At 73.3% G+C, this 25,332-nt stretch carries 21 protein-coding genes; 12 read left to right on the plus strand and 9 right to left on the minus strand.

Translation table 11 applies throughout. From position 1 onward, the window contains the following. Window positions 1–13 precede the first annotated feature (13 nt). A complete protein-coding gene (locus ACF073_RS08500; RefSeq protein WP_392067751.1) occupies window positions 14–3,034 on the plus strand; it encodes an alpha-mannosidase in 3,021 nt (1,006 codons plus the stop codon). Window positions 3,035–3,198: 164 nt separating this feature from the next. Here ACF073_RS08500 and ACF073_RS08505 read toward each other — a convergent pair whose 3' ends face one another. From ACF073_RS08505 to ACF073_RS08515, 3 genes are all read right to left on the minus strand, one after another. Then, window positions 3,199–4,005: an NAD-dependent epimerase/dehydratase family protein gene (locus ACF073_RS08505; protein ID WP_392067753.1), complete on the minus strand. Its 807-nt coding sequence runs from the start codon at window positions 4,003–4,005 to the stop codon at window positions 3,199–3,201. Window positions 4,006–4,014: 9 nt separating this feature from the next. Continuing rightward, on the minus strand, window positions 4,015–4,167 hold the full coding sequence (locus ACF073_RS08510; RefSeq protein WP_392067755.1) for a hypothetical protein: 153 nt from the start codon (window positions 4,165–4,167) through the stop codon (window positions 4,015–4,017). A 131-nt stretch (window positions 4,168–4,298) separates the two neighbouring features. After that, a complete protein-coding gene (locus ACF073_RS08515) occupies window positions 4,299–5,012 on the minus strand; it encodes a FadR/GntR family transcriptional regulator (RefSeq protein WP_392067756.1) in 714 nt (237 codons plus the stop codon). 179 nt (window positions 5,013–5,191) lie between these two features. Between ACF073_RS08515 and ACF073_RS08520 the strand changes: the two genes are divergently transcribed. The 7 genes from ACF073_RS08520 (at window position 5,192) to ACF073_RS08550 (ending at window position 12,817) form a co-directional block, all read left to right on the plus strand. Next, window positions 5,192–6,256, plus strand: coding sequence for a sugar ABC transporter substrate-binding protein (locus tag ACF073_RS08520; RefSeq protein WP_392067757.1), 1,065 nt, complete (start codon window positions 5,192–5,194; stop codon window positions 6,254–6,256). Then, the gene (locus ACF073_RS08525; RefSeq protein WP_392067759.1) at window positions 6,253–7,743 is read left to right on the plus strand and encodes a sugar ABC transporter ATP-binding protein; all 1,491 of its coding nucleotides are present in this window, start codon (window positions 6,253–6,255) and stop codon (window positions 7,741–7,743) included. The genes ACF073_RS08520 and ACF073_RS08525 overlap by 4 nt, the downstream gene beginning before the upstream one ends. Further along, the gene (locus ACF073_RS08530) at window positions 7,736–8,761 is read left to right on the plus strand and encodes an ABC transporter permease (protein ID WP_392067760.1); all 1,026 of its coding nucleotides are present in this window, start codon (window positions 7,736–7,738) and stop codon (window positions 8,759–8,761) included. The genes ACF073_RS08525 and ACF073_RS08530 overlap by 8 nt, the downstream gene beginning before the upstream one ends. A gap of 40 nt (window positions 8,762–8,801) precedes the next feature. Then, window positions 8,802–10,142, plus strand: a complete 1,341-nt coding sequence (locus ACF073_RS08535; protein ID WP_392067761.1) for an L-fuconate dehydratase — start codon at window positions 8,802–8,804, stop codon at window positions 10,140–10,142. Continuing rightward, the gene (locus ACF073_RS08540; RefSeq protein ID WP_392067762.1) at window positions 10,139–10,897 is read left to right on the plus strand and encodes an SDR family NAD(P)-dependent oxidoreductase; all 759 of its coding nucleotides are present in this window, start codon (window positions 10,139–10,141) and stop codon (window positions 10,895–10,897) included. The genes ACF073_RS08535 and ACF073_RS08540 overlap by 4 nt, the downstream gene beginning before the upstream one ends. Before the next feature lie 20 nt (window positions 10,898–10,917). After that, the gene (locus ACF073_RS08545; RefSeq protein ID WP_392068883.1) at window positions 10,918–11,886 is read left to right on the plus strand and encodes an aldo/keto reductase; all 969 of its coding nucleotides are present in this window, start codon (window positions 10,918–10,920) and stop codon (window positions 11,884–11,886) included. Window positions 11,887–11,977: 91 nt separating this feature from the next. Further along, on the plus strand, window positions 11,978–12,817 hold the full coding sequence (locus ACF073_RS08550; RefSeq protein ID WP_392067764.1) for an amidohydrolase family protein: 840 nt from the start codon (window positions 11,978–11,980) through the stop codon (window positions 12,815–12,817). A 56-nt stretch (window positions 12,818–12,873) separates the two neighbouring features. Here the strand turns inward: ACF073_RS08550 and ACF073_RS08555 are convergent, their stop codons facing one another. Beyond that, window positions 12,874–14,295, minus strand: coding sequence for a lipase maturation factor family protein (locus ACF073_RS08555; RefSeq protein WP_392067765.1), 1,422 nt, complete (start codon window positions 14,293–14,295; stop codon window positions 12,874–12,876). 128 nt (window positions 14,296–14,423) lie between these two features. On the opposite strand from ACF073_RS08555, the gene ACF073_RS08560 reads away from it, so the two are divergent. The 3 genes from ACF073_RS08560 to ACF073_RS08570 all read left to right on the plus strand — a co-directional run bounded on the left by ACF073_RS08560 (window position 14,424) and on the right by ACF073_RS08570 (window position 19,269). Then, window positions 14,424–16,169 carry a DUF6777 domain-containing protein gene (locus tag ACF073_RS08560; RefSeq protein ID WP_392067766.1) on the plus strand — a complete coding sequence of 582 codons (1,746 nt, stop codon included), beginning with the start codon at window positions 14,424–14,426 and terminating at the stop codon, window positions 16,167–16,169. Window positions 16,170–16,271: 102 nt separating this feature from the next. Beyond that, window positions 16,272–18,353: a SpoIIE family protein phosphatase gene (locus ACF073_RS08565; RefSeq protein ID WP_392067768.1), complete on the plus strand. Its 2,082-nt coding sequence runs from the start codon at window positions 16,272–16,274 to the stop codon at window positions 18,351–18,353. A 52-nt stretch (window positions 18,354–18,405) separates the two neighbouring features. Then, entirely contained in the window at window positions 18,406–19,269 is an 864-nt protein-coding gene (locus ACF073_RS08570) for an Fpg/Nei family DNA glycosylase (RefSeq protein ID WP_392067769.1), read from the plus strand. A 30-nt stretch (window positions 19,270–19,299) separates the two neighbouring features. Here ACF073_RS08570 and ACF073_RS08575 read toward each other — a convergent pair whose 3' ends face one another. The 3 genes from ACF073_RS08575 to ACF073_RS08585 all read right to left on the minus strand — a co-directional run bounded on the left by ACF073_RS08575 (window position 19,300) and on the right by ACF073_RS08585 (window position 21,322). Beyond that, the gene (locus ACF073_RS08575) at window positions 19,300–19,953 is read right to left on the minus strand and encodes a zf-HC2 domain-containing protein (protein ID WP_392067771.1); all 654 of its coding nucleotides are present in this window, start codon (window positions 19,951–19,953) and stop codon (window positions 19,300–19,302) included. A gap of 150 nt (window positions 19,954–20,103) precedes the next feature. After that, the gene (locus tag ACF073_RS08580) at window positions 20,104–20,619 is read right to left on the minus strand and encodes a hypothetical protein (RefSeq protein WP_392067772.1); all 516 of its coding nucleotides are present in this window, start codon (window positions 20,617–20,619) and stop codon (window positions 20,104–20,106) included. 154 nt (window positions 20,620–20,773) lie between these two features. Beyond that, a complete protein-coding gene (locus tag ACF073_RS08585) occupies window positions 20,774–21,322 on the minus strand; it encodes a sigma-70 family RNA polymerase sigma factor (protein WP_392067773.1) in 549 nt (182 codons plus the stop codon). A 216-nt stretch (window positions 21,323–21,538) separates the two neighbouring features. Between ACF073_RS08585 and ACF073_RS08590 the strand changes: the two genes are divergently transcribed. Then, complete coding sequence (locus ACF073_RS08590) at window positions 21,539–22,687, plus strand: CapA family protein (RefSeq protein WP_392067774.1); 1,149 nt, start codon at window positions 21,539–21,541, stop codon at window positions 22,685–22,687. On the opposite strand, the gene ACF073_RS08595 is transcribed toward ACF073_RS08590, so the two are convergent. Then, window positions 22,674–24,122: an amino acid permease gene (locus ACF073_RS08595; protein ID WP_392067775.1), complete on the minus strand. Its 1,449-nt coding sequence runs from the start codon at window positions 24,120–24,122 to the stop codon at window positions 22,674–22,676. The genes ACF073_RS08590 and ACF073_RS08595 overlap by 14 nt on opposite strands. A 700-nt stretch (window positions 24,123–24,822) precedes the next feature. Further along, window positions 24,823–25,293: a universal stress protein gene (locus tag ACF073_RS08600; RefSeq protein WP_392067776.1), complete on the minus strand. Its 471-nt coding sequence runs from the start codon at window positions 25,291–25,293 to the stop codon at window positions 24,823–24,825. Between the last annotated feature and the right edge of the window lie 39 nt (window positions 25,294–25,332).

Consider the following 25,332-nt stretch of genomic DNA (forward strand, 5'->3'; position numbering starts at 1 on the left):
GGGAGCACCCCGCATGCATGACGACCGCACTCTGGTGGAAGCCCGCCTCAGGCGCGTCCTCGACGAACGCATCCGTCCCGCCGTGTACCCCGAGTCCGTGCCGCTGCGGATCGCGGTGTGGCACGCCCCCGGCGAGCCCGTGCCGGTCGCGGAGGGACTCGCCGCCGAGCCCGAGCCGATCGAGGTGGGCGCCCGGTGGGGTGCTCCCTGGGGCACCAGCTGGTTCCGGGTGACCGGGACCGTGCCCGAGGCGTGGGCCGGACGGACCGTCGAGGCGCTGCTCGACCTGGGCTTCGACGAGAACATGCCCGGATTCCAGTGCGAGGGCCTGGTGTACCGGCCCGACGGCACACCGGTGAAGGGCCTCAACCCGCGCAACCAGTGGGTGCGCATCGGCGCCCCCGTCGCGGGCGGCGAGGAGGTGCGCCTGCACATCGAGGCCGCCTCCAACCCGGTCATCCTGGACTACCACCCCTTCCGGCCCACCTGGCTCGGCGACAAGGACACCGCCGGGCGGGATCCCCAGTACACGCTCACCCGCATGGATCTCGCCGTCTTCGACGAGAGCGTGTGGCAGCTGGTCATGGACCTGGAGGTGCTCGGCGAGCTGATGGCCGAGCTGCCGGCGGACTCGGCGCGACGGCACGACATCCTGCGCGCGGTCGAGCGGGCCCTGGACGCCGTCGACCTCCAGGACGTGAACGGCACGGCCCAGGCGGCCCGGGAGCGGCTCGCCGGGGTGCTGGCCGCCCCCGCGGTGCCCTCCGCGCACCGGATCAGCGCCGTCGGGCACGCGCACATCGACTCGGCCTGGCTGTGGCCGCTGCGCGAGACGGTCCGCAAGGTGGCCCGTACGACGGCCAACATGACCGCGCTGATCGAGGACGAGCCGGAGTTCGTGTTCGCCATGTCCCAGGCCCAGCAGTGGGCCTGGGTGAAGGAGCACCGGCCCGAGGTGTGGGCGCGGGTGAAGAAGGCCGTGGCGGAGGGGCGGTTCGTGCCGGCCGGCGGGATGTGGGTGGAGTCGGACACCAACATGCCGGGCTCGGAGGCGATGGCCCGTCAGTTCGTGCACGGGAAGAGGTTCTTCCTCGACGAGTTCGGCATCGAGAACGAGGAGGCCTGGCTGCCCGACACGTTCGGCTTCGCGGCGGGCCTGCCGCAGATCATCAAGGCGGCCGGTTCCAAGTGGCTGCTGACCCAGAAGATCTCCTGGTCGCAGACGAACAAGTTCCCGCACCACACCTTCCACTGGGAGGGCATCGACGGCACCCGGATCTTCACCCACTTCCCGCCCGTCGACACCTACAACTGCTCGATGCGGGGCAGCGAACTCGCCCACGCGGAGCGCAACTTCAAGGACAAGGGCCGGGCCCGGCACTCGCTCGCGCCCACCGGGTTCGGCGACGGAGGCGGCGGCACGACGCGGGAGATGGTCGCCAAGGCGGCCCGGGTGCGCGACCTCGAAGGCGCCCCGGCCGTGGTCTGGGAGACACCGCGGGCGTTCTTCGAACAGGCCGAGGCCGAGTACGCGCAACCGCCCGTCTGGGTCGGCGAGCTGTACCTCGAACTGCACCGCGCCACCCTCACCAGCCAGGCGAAGACCAAGCAGGGCAACCGGCGCTCCGAGCACCTGCTGCGCGAGGCCGAGCTGTGGGCGGCCACCGCGGCGGTGCGCACCGGATTCCCCTACCCCTACGAGCAGCTGGACCGCATCTGGAAGACGGTCCTGCTGCACCAGTTCCACGACATCCTGCCCGGCTCCTCCATCGCCTGGGTGCACCGCGAGGCCCGCGCGACCTACGCGCGGCTGGCCGGCGAGCTGACCGCGGTCATCGAGGGCGCCCAGCGCGCGCTGGCCGGCGAGGGCACGACCCCGCTGGTCTTCAACGCGGCCCCGCACGCCCGCCACGGCGTCCCGGCCGGCGGTGCCGCCACCCCGGACGCGGTCGCCGGCACCGCGCTCGCGGCCCGCGAGGACGGCGCTTTCACGCTGGACAACGGCCTGCTGCGGATCACCGTCGACGCCCGGGGCCTGGTCGTCTCCGCCTACGACCCCGCGGCGGACCGGGAGTCGGTCGCCCCCGGCGAGGCCGCGAACCTCCTCCAGCTCCACCCCGACTTCCCGAACATGTGGGACGCCTGGGACGTCGACTCCTTCTACCGCAACTCCGTCACCGACCTCACCGACGCCGAGTCGGTCACGGCCGGCCAGGACGGTGCCTCGGTGCGGGTCGTACGGGCCTTCGGCGCCTCCCGGGTCACCCAGGTGCTGTCGCTGCCGCCGGGCGAGCGGCGGCTGCTCATCGACACCGAGGTCGACTGGCACGAGACGGAGAAGTTCCTGAAACTGGCCTTCCCGCTCGATCTGCACGCCGAACGGTACGCGTCCGAGACCCAGTTCGGGCACTTCTTCCGGCCCACCCACACCAACACCTCGTGGGACGCGGCCAAGTTCGAGGCGTGCAACCACCGCTTCCTGCACCTGGAGGAGCCCGGCTGGGGCGTGGCCGTCGTCAACGACTCCACGTACGGCCACGACGTGAGCCGCGCGGTACGCGGTGCGGGCGCTCCCGGTACGACCACCACGGTCCGGGTCTCCCTGCTGCGCGCCCCGCGGTTCCCCGACCCCGAGACCGACCAGGGCGTCCACCGTTTCCGGCACGCCCTGGTCCCGGGTGCCTCGATCGCCGACGCGGTGCGCGAGGGCTGGCGGATCAACCTGCCGGAACGGGCCGCGACCGGGGCCCGCGAGGTGGCACCGCTGGTCACGGTGGACAACGACGCGGTGGTGCTGTCGGCGGTGAAACTCGCCGACGACGCCAGCGGCGATGTGATCGTCCGCTTCCACGAGGCGCACGGCGGCCGGGCCCGGGCGACGCTGACGGCCGGCTTCCCGGTCGCCGACGCCACGGTCACCGATCTGCTGGAACGGCCGGTCGCCGGCGCGGAGCCGCCGGCGCGCGACGCCGGGGGCATCGCCGTACGCCTGCGGCCGTTCGAGCTGATGACCCTCCGGCTCCGCAGGAGCTGACCGCACGGCCGGCACCGCTTCAGGGCAAGGGACACGTCAGGCGTCCTTGAGGCGGGGAGGCTTCACCGTCGGCCACCATGCCGTGGTCCGGGGCCTGTTGGGCATCAGGAACACGGCGGTGGCCGAGGGCTTTCGCCGTGCCCGCCCGGACCGAGGGGCCGCTGTCAGGGCCTGAGGTGCTTGAGGGTGAACTCGGGCAGCGCGTACGGGCCGGCCTGGGGCGAACCCGGGTCGGCCGGTTCGTCCGCGCCGGGAACGCCGCCCGCGTGGCGTTCGGCGTCGTCGACGGGGGAGTAGTCCAGCACCGCCGGGTCGGGGAGTTCCCAGAACCGGCGGGTGTTGCCGGAGACCGCGTACACGGTGGCGAAGCGGGTGGAGGGCGGAGCGGTCAGCGCGGCCCGGACATGACCGACGGTGTCGCGCGGGCTCAGCCAGGTCGCCAGGTGCCGGCGCTCGGTGGGCGCGTCCTCGAAGCTGCCGATGCGCAGGCAGATCACGGACAGACCGAACTTGTCGGCATACAGCCGCCCGAGGGCCTCGACGGCCGCCTTGCTCACACCGTAGAGACCGTCGGGGCGCACCGGCTCGTGCGGAGCCGTGCGATGTCCGGCGGGATAGAAGCCGGTGACGCGGTTGCTGCTGGCCAGCACCACGCGCCCGATGCCCGTGCGGCGGGCCGCCTCCAGGACGTGGTGGGTGCCGAGCACGTTGGCTTCGAGGAGCTGCGGCAGCGGCGCCTCGTCCGGCACACCACCGAGGTGGAGCACGCGGTCCGCGCCGGCGAGGGCCGACTCCACGGCGTCCGCGTCCCGCAGGTCGACGACGTGCACCTCCTCGTTCTCCGTCTCCGCTCGCACCGGTACACGATCGAGCAGGACCAGCCGCGCCACCTCGCCGCGCAGCGCCCTGCGCACCACGGATCCGATGTTCCCCGCGGCACCGGTGACCGCCAGCGTCCCCATCCCCGTCATGTCCCCGCCTCACATGGTCGCGTTCTCCGTCGAGAGGCAGTGCCGGAAGGCCTCCCGGACCGCGGCGGGCAACTCCTCCTTGCCGCCGGCCACGGCATGGGTGAACACGTCCCGCACTTCCCCCTCCGCGACGAGCCGCTCGCCGGCCTGAATCGCGGGCACACGATCGTACTCGCCGTGCCGAGGCGGATGAGGGGCGGCTCGCTGTCCGCCAACCCGTCGAAGCGGGCGCCCTGGCGGCACACGATCCGCGCCTCCGCCACGACGAGGTCCGCCGTACCGATGAGCGAGTGTCAGGCGGGTGCCCGGCCGCCCAGCTGTGCCCGCAGCCACTCCTCCACCTCGCCCACATGGGCCGCTGCCGCCGCCCGCGCCGCCTCCGGATCGCGGGCGGCGAGGGCGCGGTGGATGGCGGCGTGCTCGCGGCGGGTGCGGGCGAAGGCGCCCTCCTCCTGGTAGCCGCGCCAGACGCGGGCGCGGAACGTGCGTGAGGACAGGCCGTCCAGGATGGCCGCCATGGTCTCGTTGCCGGCGGCGGAGGCGATCTCGTGGTGGAAGGCGAGGTCGTGGGCGATGATCTCCTCGGGGTCGTCGGTGGCGTTCATCGCCGCCAAGTGCTTCTCCACGGAGGCGAGTTGCTCGTCCGTGATGCGTGCGGCGGCCAGCGCGGTCGCCGTCGACTCCAGGATCCGGCGCACCTCCAGCAGCTCCACCAGCCGCGGCCCCCGGGACAGGTCGGCGACCACCCCGAAGGTCTCCAGCAGATCGCCTGCCTCCAGCGCGGTGACGTAGATCCCGGAGCCGTGCCGGGCCTCCAGGACCCCGAGGACCGTGAGCGCGCGGATCGCCTCCCGCATCGAGCTGCGCGAGATGCCGAGCCGGGCGGCGAGTTCCCGCTCGGTCGGCAGCCGCTCGCCCGGTTCGAGCCGGCCCTCGGCGATCATCGCCTTGATCTCCTCGATGGCGCGCTGGGGCACCGTGCCCTTCTGCGGGGCTGCCTCGTCCACGCACTCCTCCAGTCACCGGGTGCGTGGCAGTCTAACCAGCCAAGTGGTCGGACCACTACGGCTCGAATCCGCGATTTTCCGCTGCACGAGGGTATTCCGGCGGCAGAGTGGTCTGATAAGTATGCGGTCGTCTGCTCGAAGACGCTCGACCTCGAACCCCCTCGACGAGGAGCCGCGAGATGCCCGCCAGCCCAGTGAGGAAACGCAGCAGGTCCCGGATCACCGGCGCGGCGGCCCTGGCCGTCAGCGCCTCGCTCCTACTCGCCGCCTGCGGCAGCACCAAGGACACCGCGAGCGCGACAAGCGGCGGCACCGGCAAGGTCGGTGTGATCCTGCCGCTGCTGACCTCGCCGTTCTGGCAGTCGTACAACGACTACGTGCCCGAGATGGCCTCGGCCGAGGGCGTCGAGGTGCTGAAGACGGTCAACTCCAACAGCGACCCCTCCCAGCAGATCACCGACATCAACAACGAGCTGAACCAGGGCGTGAGGGGCCTCGTCGTCGCCCCCCTCGACAGCGCCGCCGTCGAGGCGGGCCTCGACCAGGCCGAGCGCAAGGGCGTCCCGGTCGTCGCCGTCGACGTGGCACCCGACAAGGGCAAGGTCGCGATGGTCGTACGGGCGGACAACGTCGCGTACGGCCAGAAGGCCTGCGACTACCTCGGACAGCACGTCACCGGCGGCAAGGTCGTCCAGATCATGGGCGACCTCGCCTCGGTCAACGGCCGGGACCGCTCCGAGGCCTTCCGGACCTGCGTGCGCGAGAAGTACCCCGCGCTCAAGGTCCTGGAGATCCCCGCCAAGTGGGAGTCGGACACCGCGGCCTCCAAGCTCGACACGCTGCTGAACGCCCACCCCGACATCAAGGGCATCTACCTGCAGGCCGGCGGCGTCTACCTGGCGCCCACCCTGCAGACCCTGAAGTCCAAGAACATGCTCAGGACGGCAGGGCACGAGGGCCATATCGCGATCGTCTCCAACGACGGCATCCCGCAGGAGTTCGACGCCATCCGCAAGGGCCAGATCGACGCCACGGTCTCCCAGCCCGCCGACGCCTACGCCAAGTACGGCATGTACTACATCAAGGCCGCGATGGAGGGGAAGACGTTCAAGCCCGGCCCCACCGACCACGACTCCACGATCGTCAGGCTGCCCAGCGGCATCCTGGAGGACCAGCTCCCCGCGCCCCTCGTCACCAAGGACGACGTCGACGACCCGAAGCTGTGGGGCAACACGGTCAAATGAGCACGCCACTCGTTCAAGCAGAGGGGATCGTCAAGCGGTACGGCCCCACCGTCGCCCTCGCCGACGGCCGGCTCACGGTGCTGCCCGGCGAGTCCCACGCCCTGGTCGGCCGCAACGGCGCAGGCAAGTCCACCCTCGTCACCGTCCTCACCGGCCTGCAGGCCGCGGACGCCGGCACCGTCCGCTTCGACGGCGAGCCCGCGCCCCCGCTCGCCGACCGGGACGCCTGGCGCTCCAGGGTCGCCTGCGTGTACCAGAAGCCCACGGTCGTACCGGAGCTGACGGTCGCCGAGAACCTCTTCATCAACCGGCAGCCGCTGCACCGGGGGTTCATCACCTGGCGCGGGCTGCGCCGCCGGGCCGCCGAACTCCTCGACACCTGGGACGTCCGCGTCGACCCCGGGGCGCGCACCGCAGATCTCACCGTCGAGGACCGGCAGATGGTGGAGATCGCCCGGTCGCTCAGCCTCGGCGCCCGGTTCATCGTCCTGGACGAACCGACCGCCCAGCTCGACAAGCGGGAGATCGAGCGGCTGTTCAGCCGGATGCGGGCCCTGCAGGACTCCGGGGTGACCTTCCTGTTCATCTCACACCATCTCCAGGAGGTCTACGAGGTCTGCCAGACCGTCACCGTGCTGCGCGACGCCCGCTGGATCACCACGGCTCCGGTCGCCGACCTGCCCAGGGCGGCCCTGGTGGAGGCCATGGCCGGCGCGTCCCTCACCGAGCACACGGCCACGCGCGCCCCGGTGACCGCCGCCGCCCCGGTCGTGCTCGACGTCCGCGGCCTCACCTCCGCCGCCTACCGGGACATCGACCTCACCGTCCGCCGCGGCGAGGTCGTCGGACTCGCCGGGATCAGCGGCAGCGGCAAGGTCGAGCTGGCCGAGACCCTGGCCGGACTGCGCACCCCGGCCGGCGGAACGGCGCAGCTCGACGGCGACCGGCTGCCGTTCGGCGACGTGCGGGCGGCGCTGGACGCGGGCGTCGGCTGCGTGCCCCGCGACCGGCACGAGCAGGGCCTCGTCCCCGGCATGACCGTCGGCGACAACGCCACCCTGAGCGTCCTGGACCGGCTGGGCCGCTACGGGTTCGTCGGCACCGCCCGCAGAAGCGCCTTCGCCGCCGAGCTGATCGACCGCCTCGGCATCCGCACGGAGGGCCCGGGACAGCCCGTCTGCGACCTGTCGGGCGGCAACGCCCAGAAGGTCGTCATGGCCCGCGCCCTCGCCTCCGACCCCCGCCTGCTCGTCCTGATAAACCCCACGGCGGGCGTCGACGTGAAGTCCAAGGAGTCCCTGCTGGCCCGCGTGGACAGCGCCCGCGAGGACGGCACCGCCGTGCTCGTCGTCTCCGACGAACTCGACGACCTGCGCCGCTGCGACCGCGTCCTCGTCCTCTTCCACGGCCGGATCGTCGCCGAGCACCCGGCGGGCTGGCGCGACCACGAGCTGATCGCCTCCACCGAAGGAGTGGACCATGGCTGACACCAAGGCCCCGCCGCTCGCCCCGCGCCGCGTCCCCGACCAGCGGGCCGCCCGGGCGGTGCTGCTCCGCCGGGCCAGGGAACTCGCCCTCGTGCCCGCCCTGCTGCTGCTCATGGTGCTGGGCGCGGTGGTCAACGACTCGTTCCTGACCGAGCGCAACCTCATCTCCATCCTGGGCGCCTCCGCCGCCCTCGCCATGGTCGTGCTCGCCGAGTCCCTGGTGCTCATCACCGGCAAGTTCGACCTGTCCCTCGAATCGGTCGTCGGCATCGCGCCGGCCGTCGGCGCGCTCCTCGTCCTGCCCGCCGCGCAGTCCGGCTGGGGCGCCGGGTTCCCGGCGCCCCTCGCCCTGCTCGCCGTCCTCGTCGCGGGCGCGGCCGTCGGCGCCTTCAACGGCGTCCTGGTCGTGAAGTTCAAGCTCAACGCGTTCATCGTCACGCTGGCCATGCTGATCGTGCTGCGCGGGCTGCTGGTCGGCGCGACCAAGGGCAAGACCCTGTTCGGCATGCCGGACAGCTTCTCCTCCCTGGCCACCACCACCTTCCTGAGCGTCCCGATGTCGGTGTGGCTCGCCGCCGTCGCCTTCGCCGTCGCCGCAGCCGTGCTCAAGTACCACCGTGTCGGCCGCGCCCTGTACGCCATCGGCGGCAACGCGGACGCCGCCCGCGCCGCCGGCATCCGCGTGGAGCGCGTGATGCTCGGGGTGTTCGTGGTCGCGGGCGTCCTCGCCTCGGTCGGCGGCATCATGCAGACCGGATACGTCGGCGCGATCAGCGCCAACCAGGGCCAGAACATGATCTTCACCGTGTTCGCCGCCGCGGTGATCGGCGGCATCAGCCTGGACGGCGGCAAGGGCACCATGTCCGGCGCCCTGACCGGTGTCCTCCTGCTGGGCGTCGTACAGAACCTGCTCACCCTCGCCCAGGTGCCGTCGTTCTGGATCCAGGCCATCTACGGCGGCATCATCCTCGTCGCCCTCATGATCGCCCGGGTGACGACGGGCCGGGCCCAGGACTGAAGCGCGCGCCACCCACCGCCCCCCGACGGAAAGGACTTCCGTGTCCGAGGCCCCCGCCCGCGTCATCGCGGTCGACACCCACGACATCCGCTTCCCCACCTCGCGCGAGCTGGACGGCTCCGACGCGATGAACCCGGACCCCGACTACTCCGCGGCCTACGTCGTCCTGCGCACCGACGCCGCCGACGGTCTGCGGGGACACGGATTCACCTTCACCATCGGGCGGGGCAACGACGTCCAGGTCGCCGCGATCGACGCCCTGCGGGGCCATGTGCTGGGCCGCGACGCCGAGGAACTCTGCGCCGACCCCGGCTCGCTCTTCCGGGACCTGATCGCCGACAGCCAGCTGCGCTGGCTCGGCCCCGAGAAGGGCGTGATGCACATGGCGATCGGCGCCGTCGTCAACGCCGTCTGGGACCTCGCCGCCCGGCGGGCCGGCAAACCGCTGTGGCAGCTGCTCGCCGACGCCGAACCCGAGTGGCTGGTCCGGCAGATCGACTTCCGGTACCTCACCGACGCCCTCACCCCCGAGGAGGCCCTCGGCCTGCTCCGGCGGGCACGGCACGGGGCCGAGGAACGCCGGGCCCGGCTGCTGGATCGCGGCTACCCCGGCTACACCACCTCCCCGGGCTGGCTCGGCTACGACGACGCCAAGCTCGCCCGGCTCGCCGCCCAGGCCGTCACCGACGGCTTCTCCCAGATCAAACTGAAGGTCGGCGCCGACCTCGCGGACGACATCCGCCGCTGCCGGGTGGCCCGCGCCGCCGTCGGCCCCGGCATACGCCTGGCCGTCGACGCCAACCAGCGCTGGAACGTCGACGAGGCGATCCGCTGGACGCGGGCCCTCGCCGAGTTCGAGCCGTACTGGATCGAGGAACCCACCAGCCCCGACGACGTCCTCGGCCATGCCGCGATCCGCCGCGCCGTCAGCCCCGTGAAGGTCGCCACCGGCGAACACGTGCACAACCGGATCGTGTTCAAACAGATGCTGCAGGCCGGCGCCCTCGACATCGTGCAGATCGACGCGGCCCGCGTCGCCGGGGTCAACGAGAACCTCGCCATCCTGCTCCTCGCCGCCAAGTTCGGCGTCCCCGTCTGCCCGCACGCGGGCGGCGTCGGCCTGTGCGAACTCGTCCAGCACCTCTCGATGTTCGACTACCTGGCCGTCTCCGGCAGCACCGAGGACCGGGTCATCGAGTACGTCGACCACCTCCACGAGCACTTCGTCACCCCGGTCGTCATCCGCGACGGCCACTACACGCCACCCACCGCGCCCGGCTTCTCCGCCGCCATCCGCCCGGAGTCCCTCGCGCGCTACAGCTTCCCCGGCGGCACCTACTGGGCCGCCGACCCCGACACCCGGAAGGGACGGGCCGCATGAACGACTTCGCGGGCCTCAGGGCCCTCGTCACCGGCGGCGCCTCCGGCATCGGCCGGGCCACCGCCGACCTCCTCGCGGCCCGCGGCGCCCGGGTCGCCGTACTCGACCTCGCCCCGGCCGCGGTCGCCGAGCCCCTGCTCGCGGTGCTCGCCGACGTCACCGACGACACCTCGGTGCGCACGGCCGTCACCGAGGCCGCCGAGGCGCTGGGCGGCCTCGACATCCTGGTGAACAACGCGGGCATCGGCGCCCAGGGCACCGTCGAGGACAACGACGACGCCGAGTGGCGGCACGTCTTCGACGTCAACGTCCTCGGCATGGTCCGCACCGCCCGCGCCTGCCTGCCGCACCTGCGCCGCTCCCGGCACGCGGCGATCGTCAACACCTGCTCCATCGCGGCCACCGCCGGCCTGCCGCAGCGCGCCCTGTACAGCGCGACCAAGGGCGCCGTCCAGTCCCTGACCCTCGCCATGGCCGCCGACCACGTCCGCGAGGGCATCCGCGTCAACTGCGTCAATCCCGGTACGGCGGACACCCCGTGGGTCGGCCGGCTGCTGGAGGCGGCCCCGGACCCCGCTGCCGAACGCGCCGCCCTCCAGGCCCGCCAGCCCACCGGACGCCTCGTCGCCGCGAGCGAGGTCGCCGGCGCCATCGCCTACCTGGCCAGCCCCCTGTCCGGCGCCACCACCGGCACCGCGCTCGCCGTCGACGGCGGCATGCAGGGCCTCAGGCTGCGGCCGGCGGCGGACCGGTGACCCGCGCGGCCCGCACCGGTGTGACCCGCCTGGGCCGCAGCGCCGTCGAGGTCACCCCGCTGGGCCTCGGCGCCGCCCCCCTCGGCAACCTCTACACCCCGGTCACCGACGAGCAGGCGCACGCGGCGGTCCACGCCGCCTGGCAGCGCGGCATCCGCTACTTCGACACCGCGCCCCACTACGGCCTCGGCGCCTCCGAACGCCGCCTCGGCGCGGCCCTGCGCGCCTACGACCGCGCCCGGTACACCGTCTCCACCAAGGTCGGCCGCCGCCTCGAACCGGCCGACGGCACCGGCGACGACCTGGCGAACGGCTTCGCCGTACCCGCCGACCAGCGCCGGGTGTGGGACTTCAGCGCCGACGGCGTCCGGCGCACCCTGGAGGCGAGCCTGGCCCGCCTCGGCCTCGACCGCGTGGACGTCGTCTACCTCCACGACCCCGACGACCACGCCGAACAGGCCCTCCGCGAGGGCTACCCGGCCCTGGAGAAGCTCCGCTCGGAAGGTGTCGTGGGCGCGATCGGCGCGGGCATGAACCAGGCGGAGACGCTCACCCGCTTCGTCCGCGACACCGACGTCGACGTGGTGCTCTGCGCGGGCCGCCACACCCTGCTCGACCAGAGCGCGGCAGCCGCCCTGCTGCCCGAGGCGCGGCGGCGGGGCGTGTCGGTGATCGCCGGGGGCGCCTTCAACTCCGGCCTGCTGGCCGATCCGGCGCCGCACTCGACGTACGACTACACCCGCGCCCCCGAGGAACTGCTGCACCGGGCGCTGCGGCTCAAGGAGGTCGCCGAGCGCCACGGCGTCACCCTGCGCGCCGCCGCCCTGGCCTTCGCCGCGGCGCCCCCGGCCGTGGCCAGCGTCCTGGTCGGTGCCCGCAGTGCCGCCGAAGTCCACGACTGCGCCGAGCAGTTCGCGACGCCCGTGCCGGACGCGTTCTGGCGCGAGCTGCGCGACACCGGCCTGCTGCCCCCGCAGGAGCCGTCATGAGAACCGTCCCGCGCACCAGGTCCCGCACGGACCGGACCGCCGCCTCCGGCGCGCGTGCGGACGCGGCCCCGCCCGCCGCCCGGGAGCTGCCGTGACCGTCGACGCCCACCACCACGTCTGGGACCTGGACGTCCGCGACCAGGACTGGATCCAGGGCCCCGGACTCCGGCCGCTGCGCCGCAACTTCACCCTCGCCGACCTGGAACCCGAGGCCCGTGCCGCCGGCGTCGACCGTACCGTCCTCGTCCAGACGGTCACGGCGGCGCAGGAGACCCCGGAGTTCCTCGCGCTGGCCGCCGGGCACGACCTGATCGCCGGTGTGGTCGGCTGGACCGACCTCACCCGCCCCGGCGTCGCCGAGGAACTGGCCCGGCTGCGCGCCCTGCCCGGCGGCTCCCGGCTGAAGGGCATCCGGCACCAGGTGCAGAGCGAACCCGACCCCGAGTGGCTGCTGCGGACCGACGTCCGGCGCGGCCTGGCCGCCGTGGCCGACGCCGGCCTGGTCTACGACCTCGTGGTGCTGCCCCACCAGCTTCCGGCCTGCGCTGCCGCCGCGGCAGCCCTGCCGCAGCTCACCTTCGTCCTCGACCATCTGGGCAAGCCGCCCATCGCCGCCGGGGAGCACGCGTCCTGGGCCGCGGACCTGCGGGCCTTCGCCGCCCTGCCCAACACGGCCGGCAAACTCTCCGGCCTGGTCACCGAGGCGGGCCCGGCCGCCAGGACCCCCGCCGGTCTGCGCCCCTATGTCGACACGGCCCTGGACGCCTTCGGACCCGCCCGGCTGATGGCCGGCTCGGACTGGCCGGTGTGCACGCTGGCCATGACGTACGCCGAAGTCCACGCGCTCACCCGGGAGATGACCGCGGGACTCGGCGAGGCGGAGCGCACCGCCGTGTTCGAGGGCACCGCGACCCGTGTCTACGGCCTCTGAGACCGCTGTCCACGGCCGTCTCGGGGACCGGCGCCCACGGCCTGCGCGACGGGTGCCTACGGCCTGCGCACCGTGCCCGCGAGGCGGGTCGGCGGCAGATACTCGCGCACGTACGTCCGCTCCCAGCACGCCCCCGTCTCCCGCAGCTCCCGCCAGCTCGTGTACCGGTACCGGAACAGGCGGGCCCGGACGTAGCGCGGCGGGGTGCCGGGCGGGAACGGCGAGCGGCCGAGCAGCTTCAGCGTGTCCCGGTCATCCTCCAGCAGGCGCTCCACCAGAGCGCCGAACCACTCCCCGGCGTAGCCGGGCGACAGCGCGGCGAACCACATCAGCCAGTCCAGGCGCAGATGGTAGGGGGCGAACTGGCGCGGCCAGCGCCGGGGATCGCCGGGCTTGCCCTTGAACGCGTACTCCCGCCAGTCCGAGTCCTCGCGCGGTACGGCGTCCAGGGTGCCCTCGACCACCACCTCGTGCCGGACCCGGCTGACGCTGCCGAACGCGCCGTAGGTGTTCACCAGGTGCAGCGGGTCGAAGGACCGGTTCATCACCTGGCGGCGGGAGATCATGTTCATCACCGGGTGGTAGCTCAGGAAGAGCAGCAGCGCGGCGACCGCGAGCACCAGCACCTCGTACCACAGCGGCGCCGGCGGCACGGGCGGCGCGGTCGTGGGCAGCCGGAGCGCGGACAGTGCCAGCACGATGGTGATCCAGTTCAGCCAGGAGAAGTTGCCGGAGAGCACCAGCCACAGCTGGGTGACGATCATCAGGGCGGCGGCGGCCGAGGCGATCGGCTGCGGGGTGAACAGCAGGACCGGCACGACCAGCTGGGTGACGTGGTTGGCGGCGGCCTCCACCCGGTGCAGCGGCCGGGGCAGATGGTGGAAGAACCAGCTCAGCGGGCCCGGCATCGGCTGGGTCTCGTGGTGGTGGTAGAGGCAGGTCAGCTTCCGCCAGCAGGCGTCCCCGCGCAGCTTGATCAGCCCGGCGCCGAACTCCACCCGGAACAGGATCCAGCGCAGCAGGAACAGCACGACGACCGGTGGCGCCACCTCGTCGTTGCCGAGGAACGCGGCCAGGAACCCCGTTTCCAGCAGCAGTGACTCCCAGCCGAAGGCGTACCACGTCTGGCCCACGTTGACGATCGACAGGTACAGCGCCCACGGGACCAGCCACAGCAGGATCCCGGCCCACAGCGGCAGCGCGGAGTCCGCCCCGCCCAGCAGGGCCGCCGACACCGCGCAGCCCGCCCAGGCGCAGCCCGCGAAGAAGCGGTCGGAGTAGCGCAGATGGAACAGGCTCGGGGCACGCCGGAACGGCACCCGGGCGGTGAAGCGGGGGACGGGCAGCATCCCGCGCTCGCCGAGCAGCGCCCGGAACTGCAGGGCCGCCGTCAGGAACGCGACCAGGTACACGGCGGCCAGGGCCCGCTGGAGAACCAGCCGGCTCAGCCAGTCGCCGGGTGCGGTGAACCAGTCCACGGCTTGCGCACGCCCTCCTGCGCGGCGGCACCGGCGCCGCGCTCCTCACGACGTTCCCCGAGTTGCCAGCCAAACCTGTGCAATGCCAACAATAGGGCGTAATCACCCATAGTGATCCGGAGTGTGCGGTGCGGATACCCACCGGAACCATCGTCGTGGCGTACACGCTCTTGGCGGCGTTCCTCGCCACCGGCTGCGCGGGCACCGGCGTGAAGCAGGCCCGGACGGGCGAGATGGTCTACCTGCAGCCCGCGACCGAGCGCGGGCCGGAACCCTTCACCGACTCCACCGTCAACGCCGCCGCCGCGAGGTCCTCCCGTCCCACCACCTCGGCCTCGCCCGGTGAGCCCGAGGCGCCACTGCGTGCGGCCCGCACCCTGTCGGGGGCCACGCCCGGCCTGTACCGCGGCACCCCGCGGGTCGCGGGCTGCGACGTCGAACGGCACGTGGGCTATCTGACGGCGGACGAGGCCAGGGCCGACGCCTTCGCCCGGGTGGCCGGGGTCTCCCGCGCGGAGCTGCCGGGCTATCTGCGCGGCCTGACCCCGGTCGTCCTCGGCGCCGACACACGGGTCTCCAACCACACCTACCGCGACCGGCGGGCCTCCCGCTACCAGGCGGTGCTCCAGGCCGGCACCGCCGTCCTCGTCGACGACCGCGGCGTGCCCCGGGTGCGCTGCGCCTGCGGCAACCCGCTGACTCCGCCCGCGCCGACGCGCGGCGGGGCCGCCGCCCGCGGCACCCCCTGGTCCGGCTACCGGGCGAACGGGGTGGTCGTGGTGACCCCGGCACCCCGGGCCGTCACCAGCATCACGATCGTCGACGAGGAGACCCGTACCTGGACCCGGCGCCGGGTCGGCCCCGACGTCCGCCGCGACCAGGTGGTGCCCGCGCCCCCGGGAGCCACCGCCGTCCCGTCCCCGCCGGGCCCGTCCTCGTCGTCGTCCGCGTCGTCGCCCTCCGCGTCCTCGCCCGGCCAGTCCGCGCCCGTTCCGCCGGAGACGGCTCCGCCGGGCGCCGGTCCGCAGGAGGCCGGCGGCGAGGGTGCCGGTCTGCAGGAGGCCGGCGGCGAGGGTGCCGGTCTGCCGGACGCCGATTCGTCGGACGCCGGTCCGTCGAGTACCAGTCCGTCGAGTACCGGTCTGTCGGGCGCGGGTCTGTCGGGTGCGGGTCGGTTGAGTGCCGGCTTGTCGGGCATCGGTGCGTCGGTCGTAGGGCGTCCGCTCGCAGAGCTGTCGGGTGCGGCCCTGCCGGATGCCGGTGCGTCGGATACCGGCCGGGCCGGCGAGGGCCGCTCGGAACTGTCGGAATCCGGTCCGAGGGAGTCCGGCCCGGCGCGCACCGGTCCGCCGGCCGCAGGGCGCCCGGTCGCAGACCCGTCGGACAGGGACCTGTCGGTCATGGGGTCGCCGGGCGCAGACCCGTCGGACACGGGCCTGTCGGTCATGGGGTCGCCAGGCACGGGATCGCCAGTCACGGACCCGTCGGACACGGGCCTGCCCGGCACCGGGCCGTCGGTCGTCAGCCGGTCGGGTGCCGACCGGCCGGGTGTCGGCCAGATGGACGCGCGTCAGCCGGGCACGGGGCCGCCCGAAGACGTCCCGCCGGTCGGAGCGGGACCGGACCCCCGGCCGCCCCGGACGGACGAGAGCGACCCCGCCGCCGCGGACCGGACCGGCACGCCCCACCCGGACGGCCGTACGCCCCCGGACCGGCGGACCGGCACCCCGGACGACGCCGCCAGTCGCGCCGACCGGCACACGGCGACCCCCGCGGCACCGCCGCGATCCACCGCCCCACCCGCGGCCCCCTCCGAGGCGGTGCCGGGGCAGGAAGGCCGCGTTCCCGGCGCTGCCGGCGGACCCGTGAGCTGACCCCGGGCCCGGCGCCGTACCGGCCGCCGGGCCACGACGGCGGTTCCCGCCGATCAAGCCGATCAAGTCGAAGAATCAGCCGGATCCTGGCAAGGTGGCCCCATGGCCGATCGGGGAGCGAGCGACCTGTCACTCCCGGAGGACTGGCCCGCACACCCGGACCCGATCCTCGCGCTCAACCGCATGGGCAGCTTCGACTGGGACCTGGACACCGGTCTCATGGACATGGACGCCCAGGCCTTCGAGGTGTTCGACCTGCTGCCCGAGGAGTACGACGGGCGCCCGGAATCCCTCACCCCGCGGGTGCCGCCGCCGGAGGCCGCCCGGCTCGACGCGGTGGTCTCCCAGGCCATCAAGGACGGCAGCGAGAACTACGGCGCCTACTTCCGCATCCGCTGCCGCGACGGCGCCATGCGCTGGACCCACACCCAGGGCTACATCCGGCGCGACGGGACCGGCCGCCCGCGCCGGGTCGTCGGCATCGTCCGCGACGCCACCGAGGAACTGGCCGACAGCGCCGCACGCAGCCACAGGGCGGCGCAGGACGAGGCCTTCCGGCAGCAGACCGGCGTCGTCCAGGTCATCTCCGCCGCCCTCGCGCACGCCCGCAGCGTCCAGGACGTGATCGACGTCCTCAAGGACACCCACGGCGTGCGCCACCTGGGCGCGACCAGCCTGGTGATGGGACTGGTGGAGGCGGGCCGGATCCGGCTGGTAGCCGAGGGCCCGGTGGGCAGCTTCGTGCCCGGGACCCGGGTCACCCGGATCGACGAGCCGTACCCGATGAGCGAGGTCGTCCGTACGCTCACCCCCCGGTTCATCGAGTCCCCGGAGGAGTTCGCCGAAGGCTATCCGATCCTCTGGCCGCACATCACCGACCTGAACATCACCTCGGCCGCCTATCTCCCGCTGATCGCCCAGGCCCGCCCCATCGGCGCGATGGGCCTGCTCTACGACGACCGGCGCGGCTTCTCCGCCGAGGAGCGCGCCGTCCTGGTCGCGCTCGGCAGCAGCATCGCGCAGAGCCTCATGCGGGCCATGCTCTACGAGCAGGAGAAGGACCTCGCCCAGGGGCTCCAGCAGGCCATGCTGCCCCGCACCATCCCCAGCGTGCGCGGCGCCGACGTCGCGGTCCGCTACCGCTCGGCGGCCCTCGGCCGGGACATCGGCGGCGACTGGTACGACCTGATCCCGCTGCCCGGCGGCCGGGTCGGCGCGGTCATCGGCGACGTCCAGGGCCACGACACCCACGCGGCGGCCGTCATGGGCCAGCTGCGGATCGTGCTGCGCGCCTACGCCGCCGAGGGCCACACCCCGGCCACCGTGATGGCCCGAGCCTCCGTCTTCCTCCACGAACTCGACACCGACCGGTTCGCCACCTGCCTGTACGCCGAGGCCGACCTGTCCACCGGCGTGGTCCAGGTGGTCCGCGCCGGGCACATCGACCCGCTGGTCCGGGACGCCGACGGCCACTGCGAACGGGTCTGTGTGCCGGGCGGGCTGCCGCTCGGCCTGTCCGCCGAGTTCGGGCGCCTCGAGTATCCCGTCGCCACCCTCGAACTCGACCCCGGCCACACCCTGCTGCTGTGCACCGACGGCCTGGTCGAGCAGCCGGGCACCGACCTGGACGAGGGCATGCGCGGCATCGTCGCGCTCGTCGCCGAGGGGCCCGAGGAGGTGCGCGAACTCGCCGACCGGCTGATCCGGCTGGCCGAGGAACGCGGCGGCGACGACGACGTGGCGCTGCTCCTGCTGCGCCGCCGCAGCCGGGAGGCCACCCGGGCCGGCGGCCGGCTCCAGCAGCATGTGGCGCCCGGCGACCCGGAGGCCCTCACCCAGGCCCGGCACATGATCCGCGCCGCGGTCCGCGCCTGGGGCGCCCGCGACCAGGCCGACGAGATCGAGCTGGTCGCCGACGAGCTGATCACCAACGCCCTGATGCACACCGAGGGATCCGCGATCGTCACCTTGCGCGCCCTGGACGCCGCCGACCGCAGACTGCGCATCGAGGTCGAGGACTCCTCCAGCGCCCTGCCCAGGCGCCGGGACGCGGGCCAGGACGGCGTCTCCGGCCGTGGGCTGCTGCTCGTGGACCTGCTCGCCGGCAGCTGGGGCGTGGAGGCGCGCGGCGGCGGCAAGGCGGTGTGGTGCGAGTTCCGGCTGCCGAGGCCGGAGGACGGCTGACAAGGGCGCGCGTTCGCCTGTGGCCGCCGATACCGGATGGCACCCTGTACGTATGCCGGAACTGCCCGAGGTAGAAGCGCTGACGGACTTCCTCACCGAGCACCTGGTCGGACTGCGCGTGGTGCGGGTGCTGCCCGTGGCCGTCAGCGTCCTGAAGACGTACGACCCTCCGGTCACCGCCGTCGAGGGCGCCGGGGTGACGGCCGTGCACCGGTACGGCAAGTTCCTGGACATCGAGACGGACGGCGGGCTGCACCTGGTGACCCATCTGGCCCGCGCGGGCTGGCTCCACTGGAAGGACCGGCTGCCGGACGGACCGCCCAAGCCGGGCAAGGGCCCGCTCGCCCTGCGCGTGGCACTGGAGACCGGGGAGGGTTTCGACCTGACCGAGGCCGGCACCCAGAAACGGCTCGCCGTGTACGTCGTCCGCGACCCGCACGAGGTACCGGGCATCGCCCGGCTGGGCCCGGACCCGCTCGCCGACGACTTCGACGAGGGCCGTTTCGCCGCCCTGCTGAAGGGCGAACGGCGCCGCCTGAAGGGCGCCCTGCGGGACCAGTCGCTGATCGCGGGCGTCGGCAACGCCTACAGCGACGAGATCCTGCACGCCGCGAAGATGTCCCCGTTCAAGCTCGCCGCCTCCCTCACCCTGGACGAGACCCACCGCCTGTACGAGGCGCTGCGCACCACGCTGACCGAGGCGGTCGAGCGTTCCCGGGGCGTGGCCGCCAGCCGGCTGAAGAAGGAGAAGAAGAGCGGTCTGCGCGTGCACGGACGCACCGGCGAACCCTGCCCGGTCTGCGGCGACACCATCCGCGAGGTCTCCTTCAGCGATTCCTCGCTCCAGTACTGCCCGACCTGCCAGACGGGCGGCAAGCCGCTGGCCGACCGTCGTCTCTCCCGGCTGCTGAAGTGAGCCCGGGGCCCGGTCCCGGGCCGCGCCCGCTCACCGCGGGTCGACCGTGACCAGCAGCTTCCCGTCCGACGTGCGGATCTCGTAGCGGAGGATCTGGTCCGGGTGGAGCGCGGCGGCGCCCAGCGCGGTGGCGGGCCGGCTGCCGTCACCGGCATTGGTCCAGCCGGCGACGACCTGTTCCGTGCCGTCCCGGCCGACCGCGACCAGCCGGCAGGTGTGCGCCCCGGAGGCGTCCTTGACCTCCAGCCGCAGATCGCTGCCCCACTCCCGGTCGGCGGAGGTGACCTGCGCCCACACCCCGGTGTGCGGATCGGTCGCCGCGGTGACGTGGGCCGTCTCGTCCGCATGGCCGGCGAGGGCCACGATGCCGGGACCGGCCACGGCCAGCGCCACCGAGGCGGCCAGGCCGTACAGCAGCCGGCGGCGCCGTGCCCGGTGCCGCTGTGCCAGCTCGCCGAGCAGCCGGTCCAGCAGCCGGGGACCGGGCTGGGCCATGGGGTGCACGAAACGGGGCGTGGACCGGCGGTACAGCAGCAGCTGCCGGGTCGTGGGCCCGAACTCGGTCACGTGTGCCGCGCACCGCGGGCACTCCATGAGGTGGTCCTCGAAGCGGAAGGCCTCCGCCTCGTCCAGCACGCCGAGCGCGTACGCGCCGGCGTCGCGATGCCTTTCCAGGGACCTCATGCCGAATCCTCGTGCCGATGGGTGCGGGTGGGGTTACTCCGTGCTCCCATCCGTACGCAGCCGACAGTCGAATCACTCAAGCCGCACGCAGAATCACGGGAAGAGATTCGGAGCGGCCCGGCCCGCGGATTGGTGTGAATTCCAGGAGATTCAGAAGAGGTGGATCGCCAGGTGCCCGAGGGGCAGCCCGAGCCGCCAGGCCGGGGTCCACACCTTCGGCCCGTCGTCCTCCCCGAACAGCGCACCGCCGCCCGGCACCGCGTCCAGGTCGGGCGCGAGCAGCTCGGTCTCCTCCAGCCAGCGCCAGGCGTCGGCCGCGAGCGCCAGATCGGGGGAGGGAGCACGGGAGCCGGCCGCCCGCTCGGTCAGCTCGGCCATGCGCGACCGCACCCAGTCCTGCCACGGCTGGTCGTAGGCGGTCAGCGACAGCCAGTTCTCCAGCTGGGAGATCACCCGGATGCCGGACAGCTCCCCGTCGGTGTCGGACAGGAAGACGGTCAGCGCCAGCGCGTCCCGGCCCGCCCGGAACTCGAAGGACGTCGGCGGCATCAGATCGCCGGTGCGCAGCAGCTCGTCCGCGATGTACTCGGCGTACAACCAGGCCATGGGGACGGCCAGTTCGCCGCCGCCCGTGCCGTCGGTGCTCTCGTGACCTCTGTGCAGCATCCCGTCCTGCCCTTCCTCCGGTGCGTGCGCGGCGCCCGGGCCCCGTCGGCGTCGACGGCCACCGCCCCCGCCCGGAACGCGGATGAGGACAGCCCATTGCCCTGACGGGGGCTACAGCAAGGCGCTTTACCGAGGTTTGACCTGGCTTCCGGTTTCACCGCAGGTCGCTCGTATAACCCGGAAGGACCCGGCGCAGGGCGCGCAGCGCGTAGTACGCGCGGGATTTCACGGTACCGGCTGGAATCCCCAGGGTCTCGGCCGCCTCCGCCACACTGGCCCCGCGGAAATACACGAGTATCAGCACGTCACGGTGGTCCGGCGTGAGTGTCTTCACAGCCTTCCGGACGTCGAGCATCGCGGCGGCCCGCTCGGCGTGATCGGCGGTCACCCGCGCGTTCTCCGGGACCTCGTCGCCGCTCTCGGGCGGCCGGGCCTGCCGGGCCCGCCGGGCGTCGATCGCGAGCCGCCGGGCCACGGTGAGCAGCCAGGGCCGTACGGAGTCGAAGTCCTCCGCGTGCAGTGCCTCCGGGTGCCGCCAGGCGCGGACCAGGGTCTCCTGGACGAGGTCCTCGGCGCGCTGCCGGTCTCCGTCGCAGAGCCTGAGCAGCAGGGCGAACAGCGGGCCGCCGTGCTCGCGCTGGAGCGCGGCCAGCTCGTGCTCGGCGGTCGTCGTCCCGGGGGTGAGTGAGGTTGCGGCCGTCATGGGCGTATGGCAGCGCAGGGCGAGGCGTGCGGACAGGGTGCGGGACGGCTCGTGCGACGGACGGTCGATCGCGTCGGCGAACGGTCGGACGAGCGGTACGGCTGAGCACCGGACGGGTTAATGACGCCACCTGGGTCGTTTATCCGGCACACCAGCTTCATACCCATATGCCCGTCACGGCTTCGTCTGTATATACGACAAACCTGGGGTGAGCTGATGATCGGACGCAGACAGCAGGTGGCCCTGGCCCTGACCGCCGTCCTAGCGGCAGGGGCGGCCTGCCAGAACCAGAACCGGGAACCCGGCACCCAGGGGCACGCGGCACCCGCCCCGTCCGGCGGGTTCACCCTCGTCGCCTCCGGGGACGTCCTGCCGCACACCTCCGTCATCGAGCGGGCCTCCTTCGACGCGGGCGGCAGCGGCTACGACTTCCGCCCCATGCTCGCCGGCGTCCAGCCGGTCGTCGCCCACGCCGACCTGGCGCTGTGTCACATGGAGACCGTCTACGGCGCCGACGGCGACTACTCCGGCTATCCCGTCTTCAAGTCCCCGCCGGAGGTCGCGGGAGCCCTCGTCGCGACCGGCTACGACGGCTGCTCCACCGCCTCCAACCACGCCCTGGACGACGGCGCGGAGGGCATCCGGCGCACCCTGGACGCCATGGACAAGGCCGGTCTGCGCCACTCCGGCACCGCCCGCAGCGAGGCCGAGGCCCGCTCGGTCAAGCTCTTCCGCGCGGGCGGCGCCAAGGTCGCCCACCTGTCGTACACCTTCGGCACCAACGACAACCCGCTGCCGGACGGCCAGCCCTGGGCGGTCAACCTGATCGACCCGGACCGGATGATCGCCGACGCCCGCGCGGCCCGGCAGGGCGGCGCCGACGTCGTCGTGGTCTCCGTGCACTGGGGCACCGAGTGGCAGGACGAGCCCGACCGGCTCCAGCTCGGCCTCGCCCAGCAGCTCACCGCCTCGGCCTCGGCCAACCGGCCCGACATCGACCTGGTCCTCGGCACCCACGCCCATGTCCCGCAGGCGTACGAGAAGGTCAACGGCACCTGGGTGGTCTACGGGATGGGCGACCAGATCGCCGGCGAGATGTACAACGCCGAGGGCGCCCAGGACCCGCGGGGCAACCAGTCCACCCTCGGCCGCTTCACCTTCGACCCGCCGGCCCGCAAGGGCGAGCCCTGGCGGGTCACCAGGGCCGAGTTCGTCCCGCAGGTGTACGACCTCGACGCCGGCCGGGTCGTCAACCTCAACCGGGCCATCGCCCAGGGCGCCGGTCTCGAAGGGGTCCGCGACCGGATCAGGGACGTGGTCCTCAGCCGCGGAGCCGCCCAGGACGGCCTGGTCATGGGGGAGTGAGCCGATCCCGGTCGGGCCCCGGCGGCCGCTGGGCCAGCGCGGACCGCTTGTAGGAGTAGCCGAAGTAGATCACGCAGCCGAGCGCGAACCACACGGCGAACCGCACCCAGGTCTGCCACTCCAGGAACGTGATCAGCCAGATCGAGAAGACGACACCCAGCGCGGGCACGAACGGCATCCACGGCGTCCGGAAGGAGCGCGGCAGCTCCGGCTGCCGGTAGCGCAGCACGATCACCGCCACGCACACCACCACGAACGCCAGCAGGATGCCGATGTTGGTCAGCTCGGCCGCCTCGCCGATCGGCAGGAACCCGGCGATCAGGGCCGAGGCCACCCCGACGATCCACGTCACGCGGGTGGGCACGTGCCGCGTCGGGTGCGTCTTCGCGAACCACCGGGGCAGCAGCCCGTCGCGCGACATGGAGAACCACACCCGGGTGACACCCAGCATGAACGTGAACATGACCGTGAGGATGCCGATGATCGCCCCCACCGCCACCAGGTTCGCGAGCCCGCTCAGCCCCACCGAGTCGAACGCCGTGGAGAAGCCGCTCTCCGGGTCGATGTCCTTGTAGTTCTGCATGCCGGTCAGCACCAGGCAGGCCCCGACGTACAGCACCATCGAGATGACCAGCGAGTAGATGATGGCCTTCGGCATGTTCCGCTGCGCGTCGCGCGACTCCTCGGCCGCGGTCGACATGGCGTCGTAGCCGAACACGGCGAAGAACACCGTCGCCGCACCGGTGAACGCCCCGCTGAGGCCGAACGGGAAGAACGGGTGGTAGTTCGTGGTGTTGATGTGGAACACGCCCACCCCGATCACCACCAGCACCACCAGCACCTTCAGCACCACCACGGCCGTCTCGAACCGGGCCGCGCTGCGCATGCCCAGGTTGAGCAGCCAGGCGATCAGCAGGCACAGCAGGGCCGCGAACAGGTCGACGCGATGGCCGCCGCCGGTGCCGGGTGCGCCCTGCATCCAGTCGGGCAGGTCGGCGCCCAGGTTCTCGACGAGGAAGCCGAAGTAACCGGAGATCCCGATCGCGACCACGGCCACGATCGCCGTGTACTCCAGCAGCAGGTCCCAGCCGATGAACCAGCCCGCGAACTCGCCCAGCACCGCGTAGCCGTAGGTGTACGCGGAGCCCGCCTTCGGGATCATCCCGGCGAACTCGGCGTACGACAGCGCGGCGCAGGCGCTGGCGACGCCGGCGATCAGGAACGACACCAGCACCGCGGGCCCGGCCTTGCCATTGGCCACCGTGCCGGCCAGTGTGAAGATGCCCGCGCCGATGATGCCGCCCACGCCGATCGCGGTGAGCTGCCAGAGCCCCAGCGACCTGTCCAGGCCGCCGCCCTCGGCGACCTCGGTCTCCTCGATGTGTTCGATGGGTTTGCGGCGGAGAATCCCCTCACCCATTCGGAGCTTGGCCATACGCCTCACCTCTTCGCCGACGGCAAACGGCTGACGGCGGATCATGATGGCTCAGCACGGCACCGCAGGGAAGACGCCACGCACGCCGCCGCCCGGGACACCGGCGCCGGCCACGACCCCGCCGCCCCGCACGCCGCGCCGTGCACGACTCCGCCCCACCCTCCGGCCCGCCGCCCCGCACGCCGCGCCGTGCACGGTCCCGGCCCATCCTCCGGCCCCGGCGCCGCGTGCGGCGTCCGGAACGCCCTCCGGTCGACCGGGTGGTCCCGCAGCGCGGCCGGAGCGCCCCGGTGCCCGGCCCGGCGGGGAGCTGTGAGCCTCGGGCGCGGCCGGGCGGGCCGGGTTCGTGGGGTGTGGGGTACGGGCACGGCGGCGCCGGTGCGGTCTCCCACTCGGGTCTGCGGGCCCCGGCGGCATGTGCGCGGCGTCCGGAACGCCCTCCGGTGGACCGGGTGGTCCCGCAGCGCGGCCGGAGCGCCCCGGTGCCCGGCCCGGCGGGGAGGTGAGTCCCGGGCGCGGGTGGGCCGTGTCCCGGGCAGGGGCGTGCGGACACGCCGACGCCCGGTGCGGCCGGGGACTGCCCCGCTCGGCTCAGCGGATCAGGGCGGCGGGCGCGTGGTGTCCCGTACGGGTCCCCGGCCGTGCCGGGCCGCCCACCGCGCTCACCCCGGGGTGACGTGCCGCTGCCGACGGCCTCGGCCTACGGTACGACCGTCACCGGCCAGCGGCCCGCCTTCACCAGCCGGACCGCCACCGAACCGATGATCCGGTGGCCGGCCTGCTCCGAGGCGCCCACCACCACCGCGTCCGCCTTCAGCTCGTCGGCCGCCTTCACCAGCCCGTTGTAGGGATCGCCGGGGAAGGTGTGGAACTCCCAGCGCACCTCGAATATCCCCTTGACCCGCTCGGCCGCCTCCCGGATCTGCGTGATCAGATCCTCGGCGATCTCGTCGGTCGTCTCCGCCACCGGCGCCCCGAGCGCGGCCCCGGCCGCAAGCACCGGCTGCACGTACACCACGGCCAGCAACGCGTGCTGCCGCCGGGCCAGACCTCCCGCGTAGGCGGCGGCGCGCAGTGAGGAGTCGGAGCCGTCCACACCGACGACGATGACCTTCGGGCCGTCCGTGCCCCGCTCGAACGTGTGCGAGTGCTGTTCGTGCTGTTCCGTCACGGCCCGAGGCTATCGGAATCCGCTGTTCCAGCCCATGCC

The sequence above is a fragment of the Streptomyces sp. NPDC015171 genome, from assembly GCF_043079545.1.
GTDB lineage: Bacteria > Actinomycetota > Actinomycetes > Streptomycetales > Streptomycetaceae > Streptomyces.

Bases quoted from the DNA above. Each gene is read 5' to 3' on its own strand.
- ACF073_RS08580 (WP_392067772.1), bottom strand. From the start codon at position 20,619: ATGCTGCACAGAGGTCACGAGAGCACCGACGGCACGGGCGGCGGCGAA.
- ACF073_RS08565 (WP_392067768.1), top strand. From the start codon at position 16,272: ATGGCCGATCGGGGAGCGAGCGACCTGTCACTCCCGGAGGACTGGCCC.
- ACF073_RS08540 (WP_392067762.1), top strand. From the start codon at position 10,139: ATGAACGACTTCGCGGGCCTCAGGGCCCTCGTCACCGGCGGCGCCTCC.
- ACF073_RS08575 (WP_392067771.1), bottom strand. From the start codon at position 19,953: ATGAGGTCCCTGGAAAGGCATCGCGACGCCGGCGCGTACGCGCTCGGC.
- ACF073_RS08595 (WP_392067775.1), bottom strand. From the start codon at position 24,122: ATGGCCAAGCTCCGAATGGGTGAGGGGATTCTCCGCCGCAAACCCATC.
- ACF073_RS08500 (WP_392067751.1), top strand. From the start codon at position 14: ATGCATGACGACCGCACTCTGGTGGAAGCCCGCCTCAGGCGCGTCCTC.
- ACF073_RS08590 (WP_392067774.1), top strand. From the start codon at position 21,539: ATGATCGGACGCAGACAGCAGGTGGCCCTGGCCCTGACCGCCGTCCTA.
- ACF073_RS08525 (WP_392067759.1), top strand. From the start codon at position 6,253: ATGAGCACGCCACTCGTTCAAGCAGAGGGGATCGTCAAGCGGTACGGC.
- ACF073_RS08505 (WP_392067753.1), bottom strand. From the start codon at position 4,005: ATGACGGGGATGGGGACGCTGGCGGTCACCGGTGCCGCGGGGAACATC.
- ACF073_RS08530 (WP_392067760.1), top strand. From the start codon at position 7,736: ATGGCTGACACCAAGGCCCCGCCGCTCGCCCCGCGCCGCGTCCCCGAC.
- ACF073_RS08570 (WP_392067769.1), top strand. From the start codon at position 18,406: ATGCCGGAACTGCCCGAGGTAGAAGCGCTGACGGACTTCCTCACCGAG.
- ACF073_RS08520 (WP_392067757.1), top strand. From the start codon at position 5,192: ATGCCCGCCAGCCCAGTGAGGAAACGCAGCAGGTCCCGGATCACCGGC.
- ACF073_RS08585 (WP_392067773.1), bottom strand. From the start codon at position 21,322: ATGACGGCCGCAACCTCACTCACCCCCGGGACGACGACCGCCGAGCAC.